Source organism: Streptomyces auratus (genome assembly GCF_050433025.1).
GTDB classification, from domain to species: Bacteria; Actinomycetota; Actinomycetes; order Streptomycetales; family Streptomycetaceae; genus Streptomyces; species Streptomyces sioyaensis.
In genome coordinates this window covers 221,091-236,938 of record NZ_JBNGCB010000003.1, presented here as the reverse complement: position 1 = coordinate 236,938, position 15,848 = coordinate 221,091, and the positions used below count along the sequence as shown (strand labels likewise).

14 protein-coding genes are annotated in these 15,848 nt (G+C 69.9%); 1 reads left to right on the top strand and 13 read right to left on the bottom strand.

The features are described from left to right. Positions 1 to 71: 71 nt before the first annotated feature. From tilS to dacB, 3 genes are all read right to left on the bottom strand, one after another. Entirely contained in the window at positions 72 to 1,079 is a 1,008-nt protein-coding gene (tilS, locus tag BKA18_RS20635; RefSeq protein WP_366044165.1) for a tRNA lysidine(34) synthetase TilS, read from the bottom strand. Positions 1,080 to 1,271: 192 nt separating this feature from the next. Further along, entirely contained in the window at positions 1,272 to 2,414 is a 1,143-nt protein-coding gene (locus BKA18_RS20630) for a zinc-dependent metalloprotease (protein ID WP_006604046.1), read from the bottom strand. 476 nt (positions 2,415 to 2,890) lie between these two features. Further along, positions 2,891 to 4,498 carry a D-alanyl-D-alanine carboxypeptidase/D-alanyl-D-alanine endopeptidase gene (dacB, locus tag BKA18_RS20625; protein ID WP_366044164.1) on the bottom strand — a complete coding sequence of 536 codons (1,608 nt, stop codon included), beginning with the start codon at positions 4,496 to 4,498 and terminating at the stop codon, positions 2,891 to 2,893. A gap of 86 nt (positions 4,499 to 4,584) precedes the next feature. On the opposite strand from dacB, the gene BKA18_RS20620 reads away from it, so the two are divergent. Continuing rightward, positions 4,585 to 5,079, top strand: coding sequence for an inorganic diphosphatase (locus BKA18_RS20620; RefSeq protein ID WP_005314187.1), 495 nt, complete (start codon positions 4,585 to 4,587; stop codon positions 5,077 to 5,079). A gap of 187 nt (positions 5,080 to 5,266) precedes the next feature. Here BKA18_RS20620 and BKA18_RS20615 read toward each other — a convergent pair whose 3' ends face one another. From BKA18_RS20615 to BKA18_RS20570, 10 genes are all read right to left on the bottom strand, one after another. Continuing rightward, positions 5,267 to 5,626 (bottom strand): hypothetical protein, encoded by a 360-nt coding sequence (locus BKA18_RS20615; protein WP_366044163.1) that lies wholly within the window; start codon positions 5,624 to 5,626, stop codon positions 5,267 to 5,269. A gap of 90 nt (positions 5,627 to 5,716) precedes the next feature. After that, positions 5,717 to 6,571: an HTTM domain-containing protein gene (locus BKA18_RS20610; protein WP_006604049.1), complete on the bottom strand. Its 855-nt coding sequence runs from the start codon at positions 6,569 to 6,571 to the stop codon at positions 5,717 to 5,719. A gap of 144 nt (positions 6,572 to 6,715) precedes the next feature. Further along, on the bottom strand, positions 6,716 to 6,898 hold the full coding sequence (locus tag BKA18_RS20605; RefSeq protein ID WP_100315524.1) for a linaridin family RiPP: 183 nt from the start codon (positions 6,896 to 6,898) through the stop codon (positions 6,716 to 6,718). A 127-nt stretch (positions 6,899 to 7,025) separates the two neighbouring features. After that, positions 7,026 to 7,607, bottom strand: a complete 582-nt coding sequence (locus BKA18_RS20600) for a hypothetical protein (protein ID WP_106430490.1) — start codon at positions 7,605 to 7,607, stop codon at positions 7,026 to 7,028. A gap of 2 nt (positions 7,608 to 7,609) precedes the next feature. Then, positions 7,610 to 8,629, bottom strand: a complete 1,020-nt coding sequence (locus BKA18_RS20595) for an alpha/beta fold hydrolase (RefSeq protein ID WP_040898719.1) — start codon at positions 8,627 to 8,629, stop codon at positions 7,610 to 7,612. A gap of 72 nt (positions 8,630 to 8,701) precedes the next feature. Further along, positions 8,702 to 9,049 (bottom strand): helix-turn-helix domain-containing protein, encoded by a 348-nt coding sequence (locus BKA18_RS20590; RefSeq protein WP_093484459.1) that lies wholly within the window; start codon positions 9,047 to 9,049, stop codon positions 8,702 to 8,704. 42 nt (positions 9,050 to 9,091) lie between these two features. After that, positions 9,092 to 9,850, bottom strand: coding sequence for a class I SAM-dependent methyltransferase (locus BKA18_RS20585; RefSeq protein ID WP_366044162.1), 759 nt, complete (start codon positions 9,848 to 9,850; stop codon positions 9,092 to 9,094). Positions 9,851 to 10,167: 317 nt separating this feature from the next. After that, positions 10,168 to 11,649: a phytoene desaturase family protein gene (locus BKA18_RS20580; protein WP_366044161.1), complete on the bottom strand. Its 1,482-nt coding sequence runs from the start codon at positions 11,647 to 11,649 to the stop codon at positions 10,168 to 10,170. Further along, positions 11,646 to 13,583, bottom strand: a complete 1,938-nt coding sequence (locus tag BKA18_RS20575; protein ID WP_366044160.1) for an ABC transporter ATP-binding protein — start codon at positions 13,581 to 13,583, stop codon at positions 11,646 to 11,648. Before BKA18_RS20575 ends, BKA18_RS20580 begins: the two co-directional genes overlap by 4 nt. 456 nt (positions 13,584 to 14,039) lie before the next feature. Beyond that, positions 14,040 to 15,776: a threonine/serine exporter family protein gene (locus tag BKA18_RS20570; RefSeq protein ID WP_006604056.1), complete on the bottom strand. Its 1,737-nt coding sequence runs from the start codon at positions 15,774 to 15,776 to the stop codon at positions 14,040 to 14,042. Positions 15,777 to 15,848: the final 72 nt, after the last annotated feature.

The following is a 15,848-nucleotide window of genomic DNA, read 5'->3' as shown; positions in this document are numbered from 1 at the left end:
CCGTGCCACTCTCGCTCGGTTCGGTGTTCACGTCAGTCGTGAGACTTCGGATGCGGGGCAGCTACTGCGGCTCAGCCCTGCCGGATGACCAGTCTGCCACCCTGCCGTCGCACACCCACTCGCCCGGGGAGGTTGATGGCTCCCTGGCCCCTCCAGGCCGTGATGAGCCGGTCCACTTCCTCGATGTGGCGGGCGAAGAGCGAACCGGCCGGTGAGCCGGCGCCGATGACGGCCCGGCGCAGCACCCGGCGGCGTACCGCGGGAGGCAGGGCGAACAGCGCGGCGACATCGAGGGTGCCGGTCTCGTCGAGGACCGTGCCCTCGGCGTCGGCGGCCCAGGCGTCCAGGGCGTCGGCGTCGTCGCGGGAGAGCTGGGCGGTACGCGCCAGGGCCTCGACGACGCCCTTGCCGAGCGCCTTCTCCAGGGCGGGCAGGCCTTCGTGGCGCAGCCGGGAGCGGGTGTAGGCGGGGTCGGAGTTGTGCGGGTCGTCCCATACGGGGAGCGCCTGGATCAGGCAGGCCTTACGGGCGGTCTGACGGTCGACGTCCAGGAAGGGCCGGCGGTAGCGGCCGCCCCGTCCGCTGGTCGCGGCCATCCCGGAGAGCGAGCGGGTCCCGGAGCCGCGGGCGAGGCCGAGGAGCACCGTCTCGGCCTGGTCGTCGCGGGTGTGGCCGAGGAGGACGGCGCTGGCGCCGTAGCGCTCGGCGGTGGCGTCCAGGGCGGCGTAGCGGGCGTCCCGGGCGGCGGCCTCGGGGCCTCCTTCGCGGCCCACCGTGACGGAGACGACCTCCACCGGGTCGAGCCGCAGGGCCCGCAGCCGCAGGGCGACCTCGGCGGCACGGAGGTCCGAGCCCTCCTGCAGGCCGTGGTCGATGGTGACGCCCCCGGCGCGGACCCCGAGCTTGGGGGCCTCGAAGGCGAGAGCGGAGGCGAGCGCCACGGAGTCGGCGCCGCCGGAGCAGGCGACGAGCACGAGCGGGGGCTGGTGCCGGTCCTGCGTGCAGTGGTGGGTAAGGACGTCGTGGAGTACGCGGCGAACCGCCAGGCGTATCGCGGCGACCGCTGGATGGGGACCCATGTCCGTTTCCAATCGTTCAGCTGGGGAGCCTCGGGCCGTGGACGGCAACTTCGTCACACAGAGTGCCTAGATGGTGACAGAGGCGAGCGGTTCCCCGAGCATTGCACGCCTATCCATCCGTAACGGTCCCTCAGACGGGTGATTGAAGGGGCGCGCTACTGCCGCCCGGCGTGCCCAGCTCACGCCGTTCGCTTACGGTGCCCCATCCGTCCGGCGGTGCACCCGCGCGATCCAGTCCGCCGGTTTGGCGATCTCTTGTTTGGTGGGGAGGGTGTTCGGCGACGTCCAGACGCGGTTGAAGCCGTCCATGCCGACCTCCTCGACGACCGCGCTGACGAACCGCTCGCCGTCGCGGTACTGCCGCAGTTTGGCGTCCAGGCCGAGCAGCTTGCGCAGCGCCTGGTCCAGCCGCCCGGCACCGCTGGCCCGGCGCTTTTGGAACTTCTCCCGGATCTCGGCGACGGTGGGCACGACATCGGGCCCCACGCCGTCCATCACGAAGTCGGCATGCCCCTCCAGCAGGGACATCACGGCGGTCAGCCGGCCGAGGATCTCGCGCTGCGCGGGCGTCTGGACGAGATCGACGAGGGAGCGGTCGTCCTCGCCCTCCTCGCCCTCGGGCTTGGCGCCGGCCAGCGACTGGGCGGCCTCGCGCAGCCGCTCCAGGAGGGCGCCGGGATCGATGTCCGTCTCACTGAGGAAGGACTGGATCTCGCCCTCGATGTGGTCGCGCAGCCAGGGGACGGCGGTGAACTGGGTGCGGTGGGTCTCCTCGTGGAGGCACACCCACAGCCGGAAGTCGTGCGGGGCCACCTCCAGCTCGCGCTCGACGTGCACGATGTTCGGCGCGACGAGCAGCAGCCGGCCGCCCTGCGCCGCGGCCGGCAGGTCCCGGGAGGCCGGGGCGAACGTCTCGTACTGGCCCAGGACCCGGGAGGCCAGGAACGACAGCAGCATGCCCAGCTCCACGCCCGTGACCTTGCCGCCGACCGCACCGAGCACCGCACCGCCGGGGACCGTCGAGCGGCGGTCCTCCATCTTGGCCAGCAGCGGCTTGAGCACGGCACGGAACCCGGCGACGTTCGCCCTGATCCAGCCGGGCCGGTCCACGACGAGGACCGGTGTGTCATGCGGTTCCTCGCCCGTCGCGTCGGGCTGTGCCAGGCGCGTGAAGGCACGGACATGCGCCTCGGAGGCCTTGGCGTGCTTGCGCAGCTCGGCGACGATCGCGCGTGCCTCGTCCCGGCTCACCTCAGGGCCCGGCCGCACGAACCGGGTCGCGGTCGCCACCGCGAGATTCCAGTCGACCATCTCGGTTCCACCGATGCTCGTCATGACATCACCGTACGTGGGCGCGGTGCGTCGGGGTAGCCGACTGGGGGCTTCCCACGTTTTCGGCTGTCCCGCCGTGAGGGCTTCTCGCCGTTGCGCTTTGCGGCGCCGCCGCACGTTGTCGGCTGGCCCGCCGCGGGTGTTTGTCGCCGTTGCGCCTGCGGCGGGCTGGTTGCCGCTGCGCTGGCTGTTCGGCTGCGGGACCGGCCCTCCGGACTCCGTCCTGCGGTCCGGCCCCTCCCGTTGGGGGTGGTTGAAGACCGGTGGGGGTGCACGTAACCGTGATCCGCCCGCAGTGGACGTGACTGTGCCCGCCCCCACCGGCCTCTCTCCCACCCACTCACGGGAGGGGCCGCGCCGCAGGACGGAGTCCGGAGGAGCGGCACCGCACCCGACAAACCACGCCCGCCGCCAGGCGCAACGGCGAGGCACCAGCGCGGCGAGAAAGCCGACAACGTGGGGGGAAAGCCGAAAATGTGTCAGCGGCACCCGCAATTCGCCACGGCCGAGGCGAGCTTGTCGAGGGCGTTCTGGGCGCCCTGGGGGTCGGTGGTGCCGGTGGTCATGAAGGAGAACACCAGGAGTCGGCCGTCGGCGTCGACGACGGTGCCGGCCAGGGTGTTCACGCCGGTGAGGGTGCCGGTTTTGGCGCGTACGGCGCCGGCGCCGGCGCTCTGGCCCCGGTAGCGGTTGCTGAGGGTGCCGGTGAAGGCGGCGACCGGGAGGCCGGTGACGACGGGGCGCAGGGCGGGGTGGTCGGGCGCCGCGGCCTGCAGCAGGAGGTGGGAGAGCAGGGCGGCGGTGACCTTGTCGTCGCGGTTCAGGCCGCTGCCGTCCTCGAAGACGGCGCCGGACAGGGGCAGATGCTGCCGGGCCAGGGCGGTGCGGACGGCCGCTCCGGCGCCGGCGAAGCTGGCCGGCCGGCGGGAGCCGAGGGCGGTCTGCCGGGCCAGGGCCTCGGCGATGTCGTTGTCGCTGTAGGTGAGCATGCGCTCGACGAGGGCGGACAGCGGCAGGGAGTGGACCGCGGCGATCCGGGCGGACTTGCTGGGCGCCTTGGCGTAGGCGGGGTCGCCGTCGACGGTGATGCCGCGCTGGTGGAGCAGGTCGGCGAAGGTGCGGGCCGCGGAGTGGGCCGGGTCCGTGTCGCGCGGGGCGGGGCCGTGCTCGCTGTCGTCGAGGCGGGCCTCGTCGGTCATCAGCGGGGTGACGGGGGCGAGGTTCTCGTTCGGGCCGATGGGGTGCTCGACGGGGCCCGAGTAGGCGCCGGTGTCGTAGCCGAGGGCGACCTTGGTGAGGTGGCGCTGCTTGAGGGCACGGGCGGTGGCGTCGGCGAGGGTGCGCAGATTCGCGGGCTGCTCCTCGGCGCCGGGCCGCGGAGCCCGGGCGGTGAGGGTGGGATCGCCGCCGCCGACCAGCACGAGGCGGTTCTTGCCGGACAGGACGACGCCGGTGTCGATCCGGTGGTCCGGGCCGAGCACGGAGAGCGCGGCGACGGCGGTGGCGAGCTTGACGGTGGAGGCGGGGGTGGCGGCCTTGTCCTGCCCGGCGCCGAAGACCTCCCGGCCGCCGGCGACGTCCACGACGGAGGCCGTACGCAGCGCGCCAAGCGCCGGATCCGCCAGCAGCGGGGAGAGCGCGTCGGCCAGCCCGGCGTCGGTGGGCAGGGGGGCCGCCCCGCGGCCCGCGGCACCGTGCGTGGGGCCGCCGAGTGCGGGCAGCACGGCCGGCGCGCTGGGCGCCGGCCCCGGCTCCTCGGCGTGATGCTCGCCACTGGCACCGTCCATCACGGCCGCCTCCGCACGCTCGGCCGTACGCTGACCCGAGTCCCACGGTCCGGCCGCCGCCACCGCGACGCACGCGACCGCCAGACCGGTGGCCGCGGAGACCGCCGTGAGCCGCCAGGTCTGCTGGGTGTGGCGCGGTGTGGCCTGCCAGGCCTGCCGTGCGGCAGCGGCCGCTGCCCGGGCCGACCGGACTGCGGTCTGCGCCGCCGTGCGCACGGCCCGCCCGGCCGCCTGCGCCGCCGCCCGCGCGGAACGCTGCGCCGACTGCCATCTGACCTGCCACTTTGTGGTCTCCGGCACCTCGGACCAGCCCCTTTCGCCACCACACACCTGCGTGGGGGACACTTAATCACCAGACGTATGTGTTGATCATGGAGGAGCCACCCGTGGAGTTCGACGTCACCATCGAGATCCCGAAGGGTTCGCGGAACAAGTACGAGGTGGACCACGAGACCGGTCGGATCCGCCTGGACCGTCGACTCTTCACCTCGACCAGCTACCCGGCCGACTACGGCTTTGTCGAGAACACCCTGGGCGAGGACGGCGACCCGCTGGACGCCCTGGTCATCCTGGACGAGCCGACCTTCCCCGGCTGTCTCATCAAGTGCCGCGCCATCGGCATGTTCCGGATGACCGACGAGGCCGGCGGCGACGACAAGCTGCTGTGCGTGCCGGCGTCCGACCCGCGGGTGGAGCACCTCCGGGACATCCACCACGTGTCGGAGTTCGACCGCCTGGAGATCCAGCACTTCTTCGAGGTCTACAAGGACCTGGAGCCCGGCAAGTCCGTCGAGGGCGCCGACTGGGTCGGCCGCGCCGAGGCCGAGGCCGAGATCGAGGCCTCCTTCAAGCGCCTTGAGGCGCAGGGCGGCGCGCACTGACCCAGGGTCAGCGTCCCGGCGTCCGGCCCGGTTCTTCCGGCCGTCGCACGCCGGGACAGGCACTCTGATTTTCGTACGCGAACGGGCGGCACCCAGTCGGGTGCCGCCCGTCGTTCGTGTCACTGCTGTGCCGGGCCGAGCTCCACAGGCGCGGAAGACGCCCGGAGCACTAGGGCCGAGGAGTGGCTCACTTCTTGACGTACAGGTCCTGGAAGAGCATCCATCCATCGGCGATCTGCACCATCCTGCCGTGGCAGACATAGTGCTGCCACTTTCCGCCGGCGACTCCCCGGTCGCCCTCCTTGCGGCAGTCGGCGTCGCTCCCGATGAACGAGTTCTTCAGGACGTAGCCGGCCGGAGGGTGCCAGTCGCCCTGGGGCGCGCGGGAGGTCACCGCGTCGCCCGCCAGGACCGCGGTCCGGCCGGACTCAGCCACGGCCGGGCCCTGCGGAGCCGAAGCGGCCTGTGCGCTGCCCTGAGCGGCGAGGGCTAACGCAACGCCGGCCACGGCGACACCGACGGCCGCGATGTTCTTCTTCACGTTCATGACTTTCCCCCATTGTCATCGAGTGTGTTGTCGAGAACCCATCCGGCGATCGCCCGCCCGTGACGGGCCGGCTCCCCGGCCGAACAGCCCTCAGGAAGCCGCGGGAGCGAGCGCCGCGGACGTCTTGCCGGCCGAAAGCGCGCGCTGTTCTTGCTGGGCGAAGACGTAGAGAAGTGCCGGGTGAGTGGCACCGAAGGCCAGCACGAAGCGGTTGAGGCCCATGAACTGACCGATTCCCAGGTGGAACAGCGTCATCGAGCCGAGATAGGCCTTGGCCGCGGGCTTCGGGAGCACGAACACCAGCGGGAAACCGACCTCTGCGGCGACCGTTCCCCAGGTGATGAGCTTCCCCAGCATCGGGTACTTGTGCACGAGTTCGTAGACGCGCTTGTCCCCGTAGTTGTGCGTACGGATGACTCCGCTGAACGCCTCTCCGCTGAGCCACACCGGGGAGACCAGCTTGACCACACCGGACGCGACGTAGGAGATGGTCGTTTCCAGGGCCAGCGCGCGCATGGCCACGTCGCGGGCCTTCTCGTTGTCCTGGAAGGTGCCGGTCGAGGCGAGGACAATGTTGATCACCTGCTGGAGCTGGTCGGCGCCGTCCCCACCGAAGGGGGAACGCAGCCGTCCGGCCGCGCCGGTCACCGCCAGAACGGCGCTGCCCGCCGTGCGTACGCCGCGCTTGTGACCCCAGATCAGCGTGGCGGCGGAAGCACCCGCCTGGACCCCGTACAGGGCGACCGCTGCCTTCTTGGATTCGAGGGCGCGGGTCAGCCGGGGAAATCGCTTGGCGAACTTGGGGCGCATGTTCGCCAACTGGCCGCTCAGCATTTCGCCGTCTTCGAACTTACGCGTCTGGCTCAGCATTTCCAGTGCGGAGACCAGGGTACCCAGCGAAGCCACTCGGCGTGCCGTGACCTCGGGCGGAGCGCTGAGGAACATGGATGGGTGCTCCCGATGATGTGATGCGAGTACGGTGGATATGGAAAACGGCGGCACGGTATGCGTATCGGGCGTACCGTGCCGCCGGGTCTTTTCTCAGACGGGGCTAACGATGCCGGTCAGCATCGCCTGCCGGCCGTCTGCTTAGCGCTGGATGTCCTTCGTGACCTCGTGCAGCGCGTACGCGGTGGCGGAGGTCACGGCGACACCCTCGGGGGTCGCGAGGGCGGCCAGCGGGGTGAGCATGGTCGGGGTCGCGTCGTTGCCGATGCGGCCCGGGTTCACGTCGGCCAGCTCGGTGTTGGCGAAGTTAGCCACAACAGACATGGTTTTCCTCTTTCTCTCAAGATTCATCAAGCGAGTTCTCCAGCCGTTCGGCGGGAGGGCGCGGACTCACGCGGCGCGGGACGCCGAGTGAGCTCGCAGCTTCCAGTCGAGAGGGTTGATCGGCTCGCTATGCGGCTAGCAGAGATGCGGCGTTGGCGGGGGTGACGTCTCCCTCCAGAGGGAATTCCATGGAGACGAAGACGGGATCGATGTGCCGGTCTTTCGGGCTGGTGGGGAACGAATGCAGCAGCATGAACTGGCTGTGCGAGGCGCCTTCGGCATGGGGCAGGTGGAGCTGGATGTAGCGGGCCAGCAGCCGGTACCCGGACGCCGTCGTCACCGGAAGCACTTGCGATCCGAAGGCGACCGACTGGGCAAGGGTGTGCTGGGTCGCGTCGAACAGGGCCTTCGGGGGCCGGTTCCGTGCGTTCCACGCCAGTGCGTACCACGGCCGGTCGTGGACGATCGGAACCTCCGTCCACTCACCGGGCTTGCCGTCCGTGAGGTCCCGGTAGAGAAGGTGGTTGTCCTTGGTTCCGGGGTTGGGCCCGAAGAAGCGCCAGTTCGGGGTCGGAATCCGCAGCTTCCCGCGGCGCAGGAGGTTGTCGAAGCGCTGCTCGGGGATCTGTGCCACGGCCGTCGCGGCCAGCCATGCGGCGAGTGACGCCGTCACGGCGACTGTCTTGACGCGTTCGGTGTTCACTTTCATGATCACGCCAGTTCCTCCGCCCGCTCCACGGCGCCCTCAGTGGTCCGGCGCCCTGTGGTGGACGGCTGCCACGACTGTCCGAGCCCCTCTGAAGGCGGTTCGCCGGCGATCAGCTCCGCCACCTCTTCGGCGTGCGGCTGCACGGCGAGAATGGACTCGTGATCGGCGCCGTCGACGAAGTGGTGCCGGGCCCGATCCGAGATGACGGCCAGCCTGGCCTGGATCCCGGCGTGCAGGGTGTTGTCACCGATGTTGTTCTCTGCCGTGATGACGGTCAACGGGCAGTCCAGAGAGGTCAGTTCCGGGTAGGTCATCGCGTCCCGGTACTCCCGGTAGGCCTTGGCCCAGGTACGGGGGTTCGCCAGGAACGCCCGGTAGCTCCGGTTGATGTCCGGGCGGTACTGCTGGTTCGTGTTCATGGCGGGGCGGAAGACCGAAAGACCCGTCGCCGCGAACACCTGCTCCATCAGCATCCGCTGATGGGACCACCGGTCGACCTCGGTACGGCGGGAGTGGCGCAGGCTGACCACTTCAGTGGCGTCGATCATGACCACCTGGGTCACGCCCTTCGCCGCGTCCGGATGCTGCGCCGCATAGGCCGCGAGGAAGTATCCGCCCAGGGAGTGGCCCGCCAGTACGACCGGAAGGTCGGCGATGTAGGTGTCGCGCAGCTCCTGCAACAGCTCGAAGTGCGGCTCCAGGCCATATTGGGTGTTCGACGTACTGAGGCCGAGGCCGGGACGGTTGAACCGCACATACCCCATGTCTGCGGGAAGTGCGTTGCACACCCAGTCCCAGTATTCCTGGGGCGCACCCATACCGTTGTCGAACAGAACGGCTCGCTTCGCCTGCGGAGGAATATGAACGGCAATCTCGACGAGGCTGCCGTCCGGCCTCTCGTGCATCAGGTAGCGACGTGCACGTTCGCGCTTACCAGTGAATCGCGTTACTGCGCCGGTCAGAAGGCTTGCGCCGGCCAGTCCCGCAATGCCTACGGCAAAATGGCGCTCCAGAGACGCCACATTCCCTCCCCCGTGATTCGAAGTGGCTGTTATCCCGAAACCTAACACGCGGTGCCGGGATCAAATAATGAGTTAGTTGACTCGCCGGCCGGGGTGCATATTCCCCCGGGGCGCCGGAACACGGCCGATCGGGCTCCGGCTGTACTTTCGGAGTTCTATGTACAGCTCGCCTATCGTGGCCTTCAGCGTGGCGTTTTCTTTGATCAGTTCGGCTATCCGGGATGCACTCTCGGAGTCCCTGCCGCCTTCACCAGCGAGGCCATTACGGCCACCCTCAATGAACTGTCGACGCCAGTTGGATACGGACTGCTCGGAGACTGCGGCTTCCCGCGCGGCTTCCGCTGCGGTCAGTTCACCGGACACCACTCTGAGTACGAGGTCGAATTTCTTGTCTGTCGGCAAAATCGGAGGACGTCCCACGGCAACCCTCTTCTGTCATCTGCGTTTCTGTGTGTGCTGCCGTCAGGATTTGGCGTAGCAACAGATGAACATGGGCGCGCGTTCGCTGTAGGGGGTGCCGTCCCACCGCGACAGATGGGATTCGGGCTTCAGCCCGGCCGCGCGGGCGTAGCCGTCGATGTCGTCCGGCGTGGTCAGCCGGGTGAGCTCGGACCCCACCCTGGTGGTGCCGTCGGCCTGGTACAGGATGTGCGAGCAGTGCCACAGACCGCCGTCGAGCAGCGTGGAATGGGTCTGCACACCGGTCCCGGGCTCCGTGTAGGGGACGAAGTAGGTGGTGCGGGTGCGGCCCTCGTGCAGGTCCAGGATCGGCGGCTTGTTGTGCGTCTCGATCACCAGCCGGCCGCCGGGGGCGAGGAGGTCGGCCGCTCGCTGCACGGCCTGCTGCTGGTCCTCGGGAGTGTGCAGGATCGACAGGGTCGCGCAGACGCAGTACACCAGCCCGTAACGGGCTTTGGAGGTGTAGGTGCGAATGTCCCCGTGTACCGGTTCGACGTCTCCGCCGTCCTTCAGCTTGACGCGTAGCGCGTCCAGCATCTCCGGTGAGGAGTCCACTCCCGTCACATGGCCGAGGCGTTCGGAGAGCGGGAGGGCAATCCGTCCCGTACCGACGCCGAACTCAAGGGTCCCCTTCTCGGGGTCAGGGTGGAGGGCCAACAGCCCCTCTACCGTCTCAGCAGCAAGCCCGTCGTCCGGGAGCAGCCGGTCATACCAGCCCTTGAACTGCCGCCCATAGCCAATGTCTTCAACCCCGTTTTGCACCCGAGCTTCCTCTCATTATCCCCACTGTCGGTGCCGATGGGAACGTCGCGAAGCCGAAGAGCTGGAGCGAGGCAAGACGTGATTCGCCAACAAGGCGGCGATGCGGTCGAACCGCAGCCGTCTGCATGGTTGGTCAGACCAGCAGTTCCTGTCGATCCAGTGATGACGCCTCAACGGAGCGTTGTGGGGGGGTACTTACAATTAAGACAATATCAGGTCGCTATGCGCTGTCCAATGGCTTTTTTCGGTGGCGTACTCCACAGTACTAACCGGCAGTTGGGGCTAGTTGACGGTGCATCAGAATTACACCGGCGGCATTAACGGGTACGGCCGGATTTGAATGGCTCAGAGGTGGGCGCCAGGTTGGGCAAATGGCGTATACCGAAACAATGTCGAAGCGCGGAGAGAGCGGCCATATAGCCCGACATGCCGTGCACGCTGGGCCCCGGAGGGGTGGCCGCGGAGCACAGGAACACTCCGGGCAGCGGCGTGCGGTAGGGGTCGATGCGGGGAACGGGTCGCGCGATGCTCTGATACAGCGTCATGGCGCCGGAACCGATGTCCCCGCCCACGTAGTTGGGGTTATAGGTCTCGTAGTGGGCGGCCGGCACGGAGCGGTGGGCGATGATCGTGTCGCCGAAGCCCGGGGCGTACCGCTCGATGCGGGCGCGCACCAGCTCGTAGGGGTCGGTGGGGTCCCCGTTCGGCACATGTGCGTACGCCCACACGGGGCGCTTCCCGGGCAGTGCGCGGCCCGGATCGGTCACCGCCGGGTCGACGAGGAGGACGAAGGGCTCCCGGGTCCGAACCCCCCGGGCGTTCGCGGTCTCCTGCCGGACCATCTCCGCATGGGTGCCGCCCAGATGCACCGTTCCGGCGCGGCCCACCGCGGGATCGGACCAGGGAATCGGCTCGGAGACCAGGAAGTCGACCTTGGCGGCGCCCGGACCGTACCGGAAACGCTCCAAGGCGCGCGCATAGGAGCGGGGCAGTCCCCCGCCCGCGAGGGCCAGGAAGCCCTTGGGGCTGGTGTCGAGCAACACCGCCCGTGCGCCCTGTAGTTCAGCCAGGCTCTGCACGGTGTGCCCGGTGTGGAAGACGCCGCCGTGCGCGGTGATGTCCTGGGCCATCGCCTCGGCGATACGGCCGCTGCCGCCACGCGGCAGCGGCCAGCCCGACCCGTGCGCGAGGTGGCCGAGCAGCATGGCCACCGCCCCGGACGCCAGGCTCGGCAGCCTGCCGACCGCGTGCGCGGCGACGCCGGTGAGCAGGGCGGACGCCTCCTGGCCCTGGAAGCGCGCCGCGCCCAGCCCGCTGCCGTGCACCGCCACCCGACGGGCCAGCAGCAGGGCGGCCGCCGGGTCCTGCGGCAGTCCACGCTGGCCGGAAAGGAGCAGGTCGACGACGCCTTCGCTGTGCTCCAGCAGCGGGCTCATCAGGCGCCGCCAGCGCGGGCCGTCGGGTCCCAGGTGCTCGCAGGTCGCCGCCAGCGAGCGGTGGGCCAGGGCCGCGCGGCCCCCGTCCAGGGGGTGGGCGTAGCTGATCTCGGGATGCAGGAGTTCGACCCCGCGGGCCGCCAGATCGAACGCCCGGAAGAACGGAGAGGCGGCGGCCATGGGGTGGACGGCGGCGCAGAGGTCGTGCAGCACGCCGCTGTCGAAGAGGGGGGCCGTGCGCAGCCCGCCGCCGATGGTGTCGGCTCCCTCGTAGAGCTCCACCCGCAGGCCGGCCCGGGCCAGGACCACGCCGGCCGCGAGGCCGTTGGGGCCGGTGCCCACGATGGCGACGTCGGCGCTCACCACTGCTCCTCACTCCTGATGGGCCGCAGGCGGACGGTCTGGTCGGTCAGGCCGGCATACGCGGGCCAGCCGATCGCGATGGCGGGCGGCGGTGACCACGGTTCCATGGGGACCGGGGCGGCCGCCGCCGGGGCGGTGTAGCCGGACCCGGCGTGCAGTTGCGAGCCCGCCAGCCGCCGGTAGAGCTCGTCGTGCTCCATCAGGTCCCGGTGCACGCCGGTCGCCCGGACCCGGCCGCCCTCCAGCACCACGATCTTCTCGGCGTCGACCACGGTGGAGATCCGGTGGGCGATGGCGATGACGGCGCACTGCCGGGAGACCCGGCGCAACACCTCGCGGAAGTCCCGCTCCGAGTCGGAGTCCAGGTTGGAGGTGGCCTCGTCCAGCAGCATGACCGCGGGCTTCTGCAACAGCGTGCGGGCGATGCACAGGCGCTGGCGCTGACCGCCGGACAACCCACTGCCCTGGTCGCCGAGTTCGGTGTCGAGCCCGCGCGGGAGATGGGCGACCACCGAGCTGAGGCCGGCCATCTCCACCGCCTCCTGGATGTCGTACTCCGTGGCGTGCGGATTGGCGTAGATGAGGTTTTCCCGCACGGTGCCGCGCATGGCGGCGCTGTCCTGCTGGACGTAGCCGACCAGCCCGCGGACCGTGTCGAGCGGCAGCGACTCGATGTTCTGCCCGCTGAGCTGCACGCGGCCGCCGTCCGCCGCGTAGAAGCGCTCGATCAGCTGGAACATGGTGGTCTTGCCCGCGCCGGACGGCCCGACCACCGCGGTCAGGCCGCGCGCCGGCACGGTGAACGAGACTCCCTGGAGAACCGGCGTCAGCTCCTCCTGCTTCCCGCGGCGGTAGGCGAACCGCACGTCGTGGAATTCGACCGCCGGCCGTTGCCGGGCCAGCGGCCCGAACGACATGGGGGGCCGTGCGTCCGCCCGCTCGTTGCCTTCCTGGGGCATACGGGCGAGCTCGTCGACCCGCTGGATGGCCGCTCGGCCCTGGACGAACTGGCCCACGCCCATGAAGAACATCACCAGCGGCGAGACCAGTTGGAACAGATACATGATGAACGAGGTCAGGGTGGCCATGTTCATCTCGCCACGGGCCACCCAGGACATGCCGACACCCACCACGACGGCCAGCGCGCCCTGCGTGCCGACGTTCATGGAGGGCATCAGCAGGGCGTTGTAGGCGTTGACCCGGATACCCGAACGCCGCGCCTTGTCGGCCAGCTTGCCGATCCGGGCGGCCTCCCGGGGCTCGGCACGGGAGGCCTTGACCGTGGGGAGCGCGGAGAGCACCCGCTGGATGTCACTGGCGAATTCGCCGGTGTCGTCCCGGTTTTCCAGGGCCACCTTGCGCAGCTTGCGGGCGAGCGCGATGGAGATGATGCTGGCGACGCCGAGGCAGCTGATGGTGATGACCATCAGCCACAGATCGATGAGGAACATCAGCACGACGCCGCCGATGACCGTGGCGCCGCTGATAATCAACTGAGCGAGGCTCTGCGAGAGGGCGATTTTCACCAATGAGGTATCGGTGACCGTGCGGGTGAAAATATCGCCTTGGGACTGCTTACCGAATGCGGTGAGGTCGGCGCGCAGAAGTCGTCCGGTCAAGATGCCGCGGACATCGAAGACGATATTCTCCCCGGCCCGGCCGATAATGTAGGCCTGCAGCGAGGAGAAAAGGGCGCCCGCGCAGAAGAGCCCGACCAGCTGCGCGATGGGTTGGGTCAGCGAGCCGCCGCGGCCCGCCGTCTTGATCAGTTCGCCGATGGCCCAGGGCTGGGTGAGCGAGGCAGCTACCCCGAACAAACCCAGCAGTACGCCTGTGACCAGCAGCGTGGTGTGTTGTCTGAAGACACTCGCGACCGACCCGGTGCCGTTTCCGGTCCCACCTCTCAGGCTCGCGTGGTGCGCATGACTCGCCAAGAGTGCTCCCCCCGTATTGACGACGGTCGCTTCGTGCGCGCGGCAAGGCCTGCCTGATGAGGATCCGTCGTCAAGGTGTTCGAAGCTAGCACGCCGCCCTATATCAAGTTACGGGTTAGTTGATTCGCTACCGCGCCCACCTTGGACGAGCGCCAGCCGTCCGAGACCGGCGTAAGTTAATTGCTTTGTTGTTTACTTGGCCGTTCCTCCGGGGCTGGCTACGATTGCTCTGTTACGAAGCCGGCGGCCGATCTCCGCACCGACCGAGTCGGCCCCACCATGGGGCTGCCCGGGGATGCCCCTCAGCGGCAGGCGCGAAACGCGTCAAAGATTCTCCGTCCCCCGCATTATTTGTTTTCCCGCACGCGCGCGCGACAAGGCCGCACCGTCGCAGCACTGACCACGGAGAGCACCCCTGGCCTGCGTTATCCGTGTCAGGTGCGGGCCGGCTGTCGCCTAGAAACCGCGGGTGCGCTTGGCGGCGCGGCGGCCGCCGGCGGCCTCCTCGACACCGGGCGCGCGCAGGAAGAGCCGGGCGACTTCGGCACCGAGGTTCACGCCGACGGCGATGGCGAGCGCCAGCGAGGCGGCCTGCACCAGGGACGGCAGACCCTGCGCCAGATGCCCCTGCGCGAAGTTGAGCAGGCCGAAATACGTGGCACTACCGGGCAGCAGCGGGCCGATGGCCGCCGTGACGTACGGCAGTGCGGACGCGTAGCGGTAGCGGGAGAGCAACTGTCCGAAGAGACCGACCAGTCCGGCGGCGATGGCGGTGGCGGGCACCACGTTGATCTCGGCGCGGTAGACGAGGGTGCCGTAGACGACCCAGGCGACCCCGCCGTTCAGCGTCGCGAACGCCACCGTGTTGCGTTCCTGTTGGAGCAGCACGCAGAAGGCCAGCGCCAGCAGCATGGCCGCGACGGTCTGGACCAGCGGCTCGTTGTACTGCCCCAGCGCCTGCTCCGGGTTGAGCCGCCGCAGGTCGGGATTGAGCTGCAGGCCGATGTAGAGCACGCTGAGCACGCCGACGACGATGCCGACGATGAGATAGCCGACCTCCAGCAGACGGGCGGCGGCGGTGATGTAGTAGCCGGTCAGCCCGTCGTGCACACCAGCGACCAGCGCCCGCCCCGGGATCAGCGCGAACAGTCCACCGGTGATCACCGCGGACGCCTGGACACTGGCGTGCGCCAGGCCGAAGGCGACGCCCACCGCGGCGGGCGGCATCGCGGCGACCACGAACTGGTAGAACTCCGGCAGCCCCCGCCCGGACGCGAGCCAGGCCAGCCGGTCACCGAGCATCGAGCCCACCGCGGCCGCGACGAACACCAGCATCGTGCCGCCGACCAGCATGGAGGCGGCGCCGGACAGCAGCCCGGAGGCCACCGTCAGGGCCCAGCTCGGGTAGGGGTGGCGATGACGGCGGATGTCGGCGAGGCCGCGGTAGGCCTCTTCGAGGGTGATGCCTTCGGAGGCGATGTCGTCGACGAGCCGGAAGACGGCGGACAGCCGGTTGTAGTCGACGCCGCGGCGCCGGACCGTGCGGCTGGCCGTCACCGGGTCGTCGACGAGCGACGGCTGGTAGGAGATCGACAGCAGGGTGAAGGTGACGGTCGGCTCGACGCGCTCCAGCCCGTAGGCGTGCGCCACACCGAACATCGCGGCCTCGACGTCCTCCGCGCCCTCGCCGCCGGCCAGCAGGATCTCGCCGATACGCAGCGTCAGGTCGAGGACGCGGGGGACGGCCGGGCCGGTGTCCTCCTCACCGCGCTCCGGGCGCTCGGGGACCGGCCGCTCCCCCACCGGCATCCGCAGCATCGTGCGCATCCGGTCCTGCCAGGGCGCCTCCTTGGTGAGGCGGACGACCGGTATGCCGTGCGGCGGGGTGAAGGCGGCGCCCATGGCGGTGGCACCGACGGGCATCGGGTGCTGGCCGGTGGTGCCGCTGGGCGGCGTGAACGCCGAGCCCTCCTGCTCGGCCGGGGTCTCCGGGCGCAGGCCCGCGGGCAGCGCGAACTCGGAGGTGGGGTGCTCTTCCTCGGGGACCGGCGGGTACGGCACGCCCAGCGGAGGGGTGAAGGCGCTGTGCGCCTCGTCCGACGCGGGCTTGCGGTCCTCGGGGGAACCGCTCGGGTCCGGGGCACCGCTGCTGCCGCTGGTACCTCGCTGGCCGCGTTGTGGGTCCGACGCCACGGATCTCCGCTCCTCGTACGCCTCCTGACAGGTGTCAAGGACACGATGCCTGATGGCCGTGCGCTGCGCTTC

What these genes read in the sequence shown, in the direction of transcription:
- BKA18_RS20615 (WP_366044163.1), bottom strand. Translation starts at nt 5,626, where the DNA reads ATGAACGTGAAGAAGAACATCGCGGCCGTCGGTGTCGCCGTGGCCGGC.
- BKA18_RS20600 (WP_106430490.1), bottom strand. Translation starts at nt 7,607, where the DNA reads ATGAAAGTGAACACCGAACGCGTCAAGACAGTCGCCGTGACGGCGTCA.
- BKA18_RS20630 (WP_006604046.1), bottom strand. Translation starts at nt 2,414, where the DNA reads ATGACGAGCATCGGTGGAACCGAGATGGTCGACTGGAATCTCGCGGTG.
- tilS (WP_366044165.1), bottom strand. Translation starts at nt 1,079, where the DNA reads ATGGGTCCCCATCCAGCGGTCGCCGCGATACGCCTGGCGGTTCGCCGC.
- BKA18_RS20605 (WP_100315524.1), bottom strand. Translation starts at nt 6,898, where the DNA reads ATGTCTGTTGTGGCTAACTTCGCCAACACCGAGCTGGCCGACGTGAAC.
- BKA18_RS20610 (WP_006604049.1), bottom strand. Translation starts at nt 6,571, where the DNA reads ATGTTCCTCAGCGCTCCGCCCGAGGTCACGGCACGCCGAGTGGCTTCG.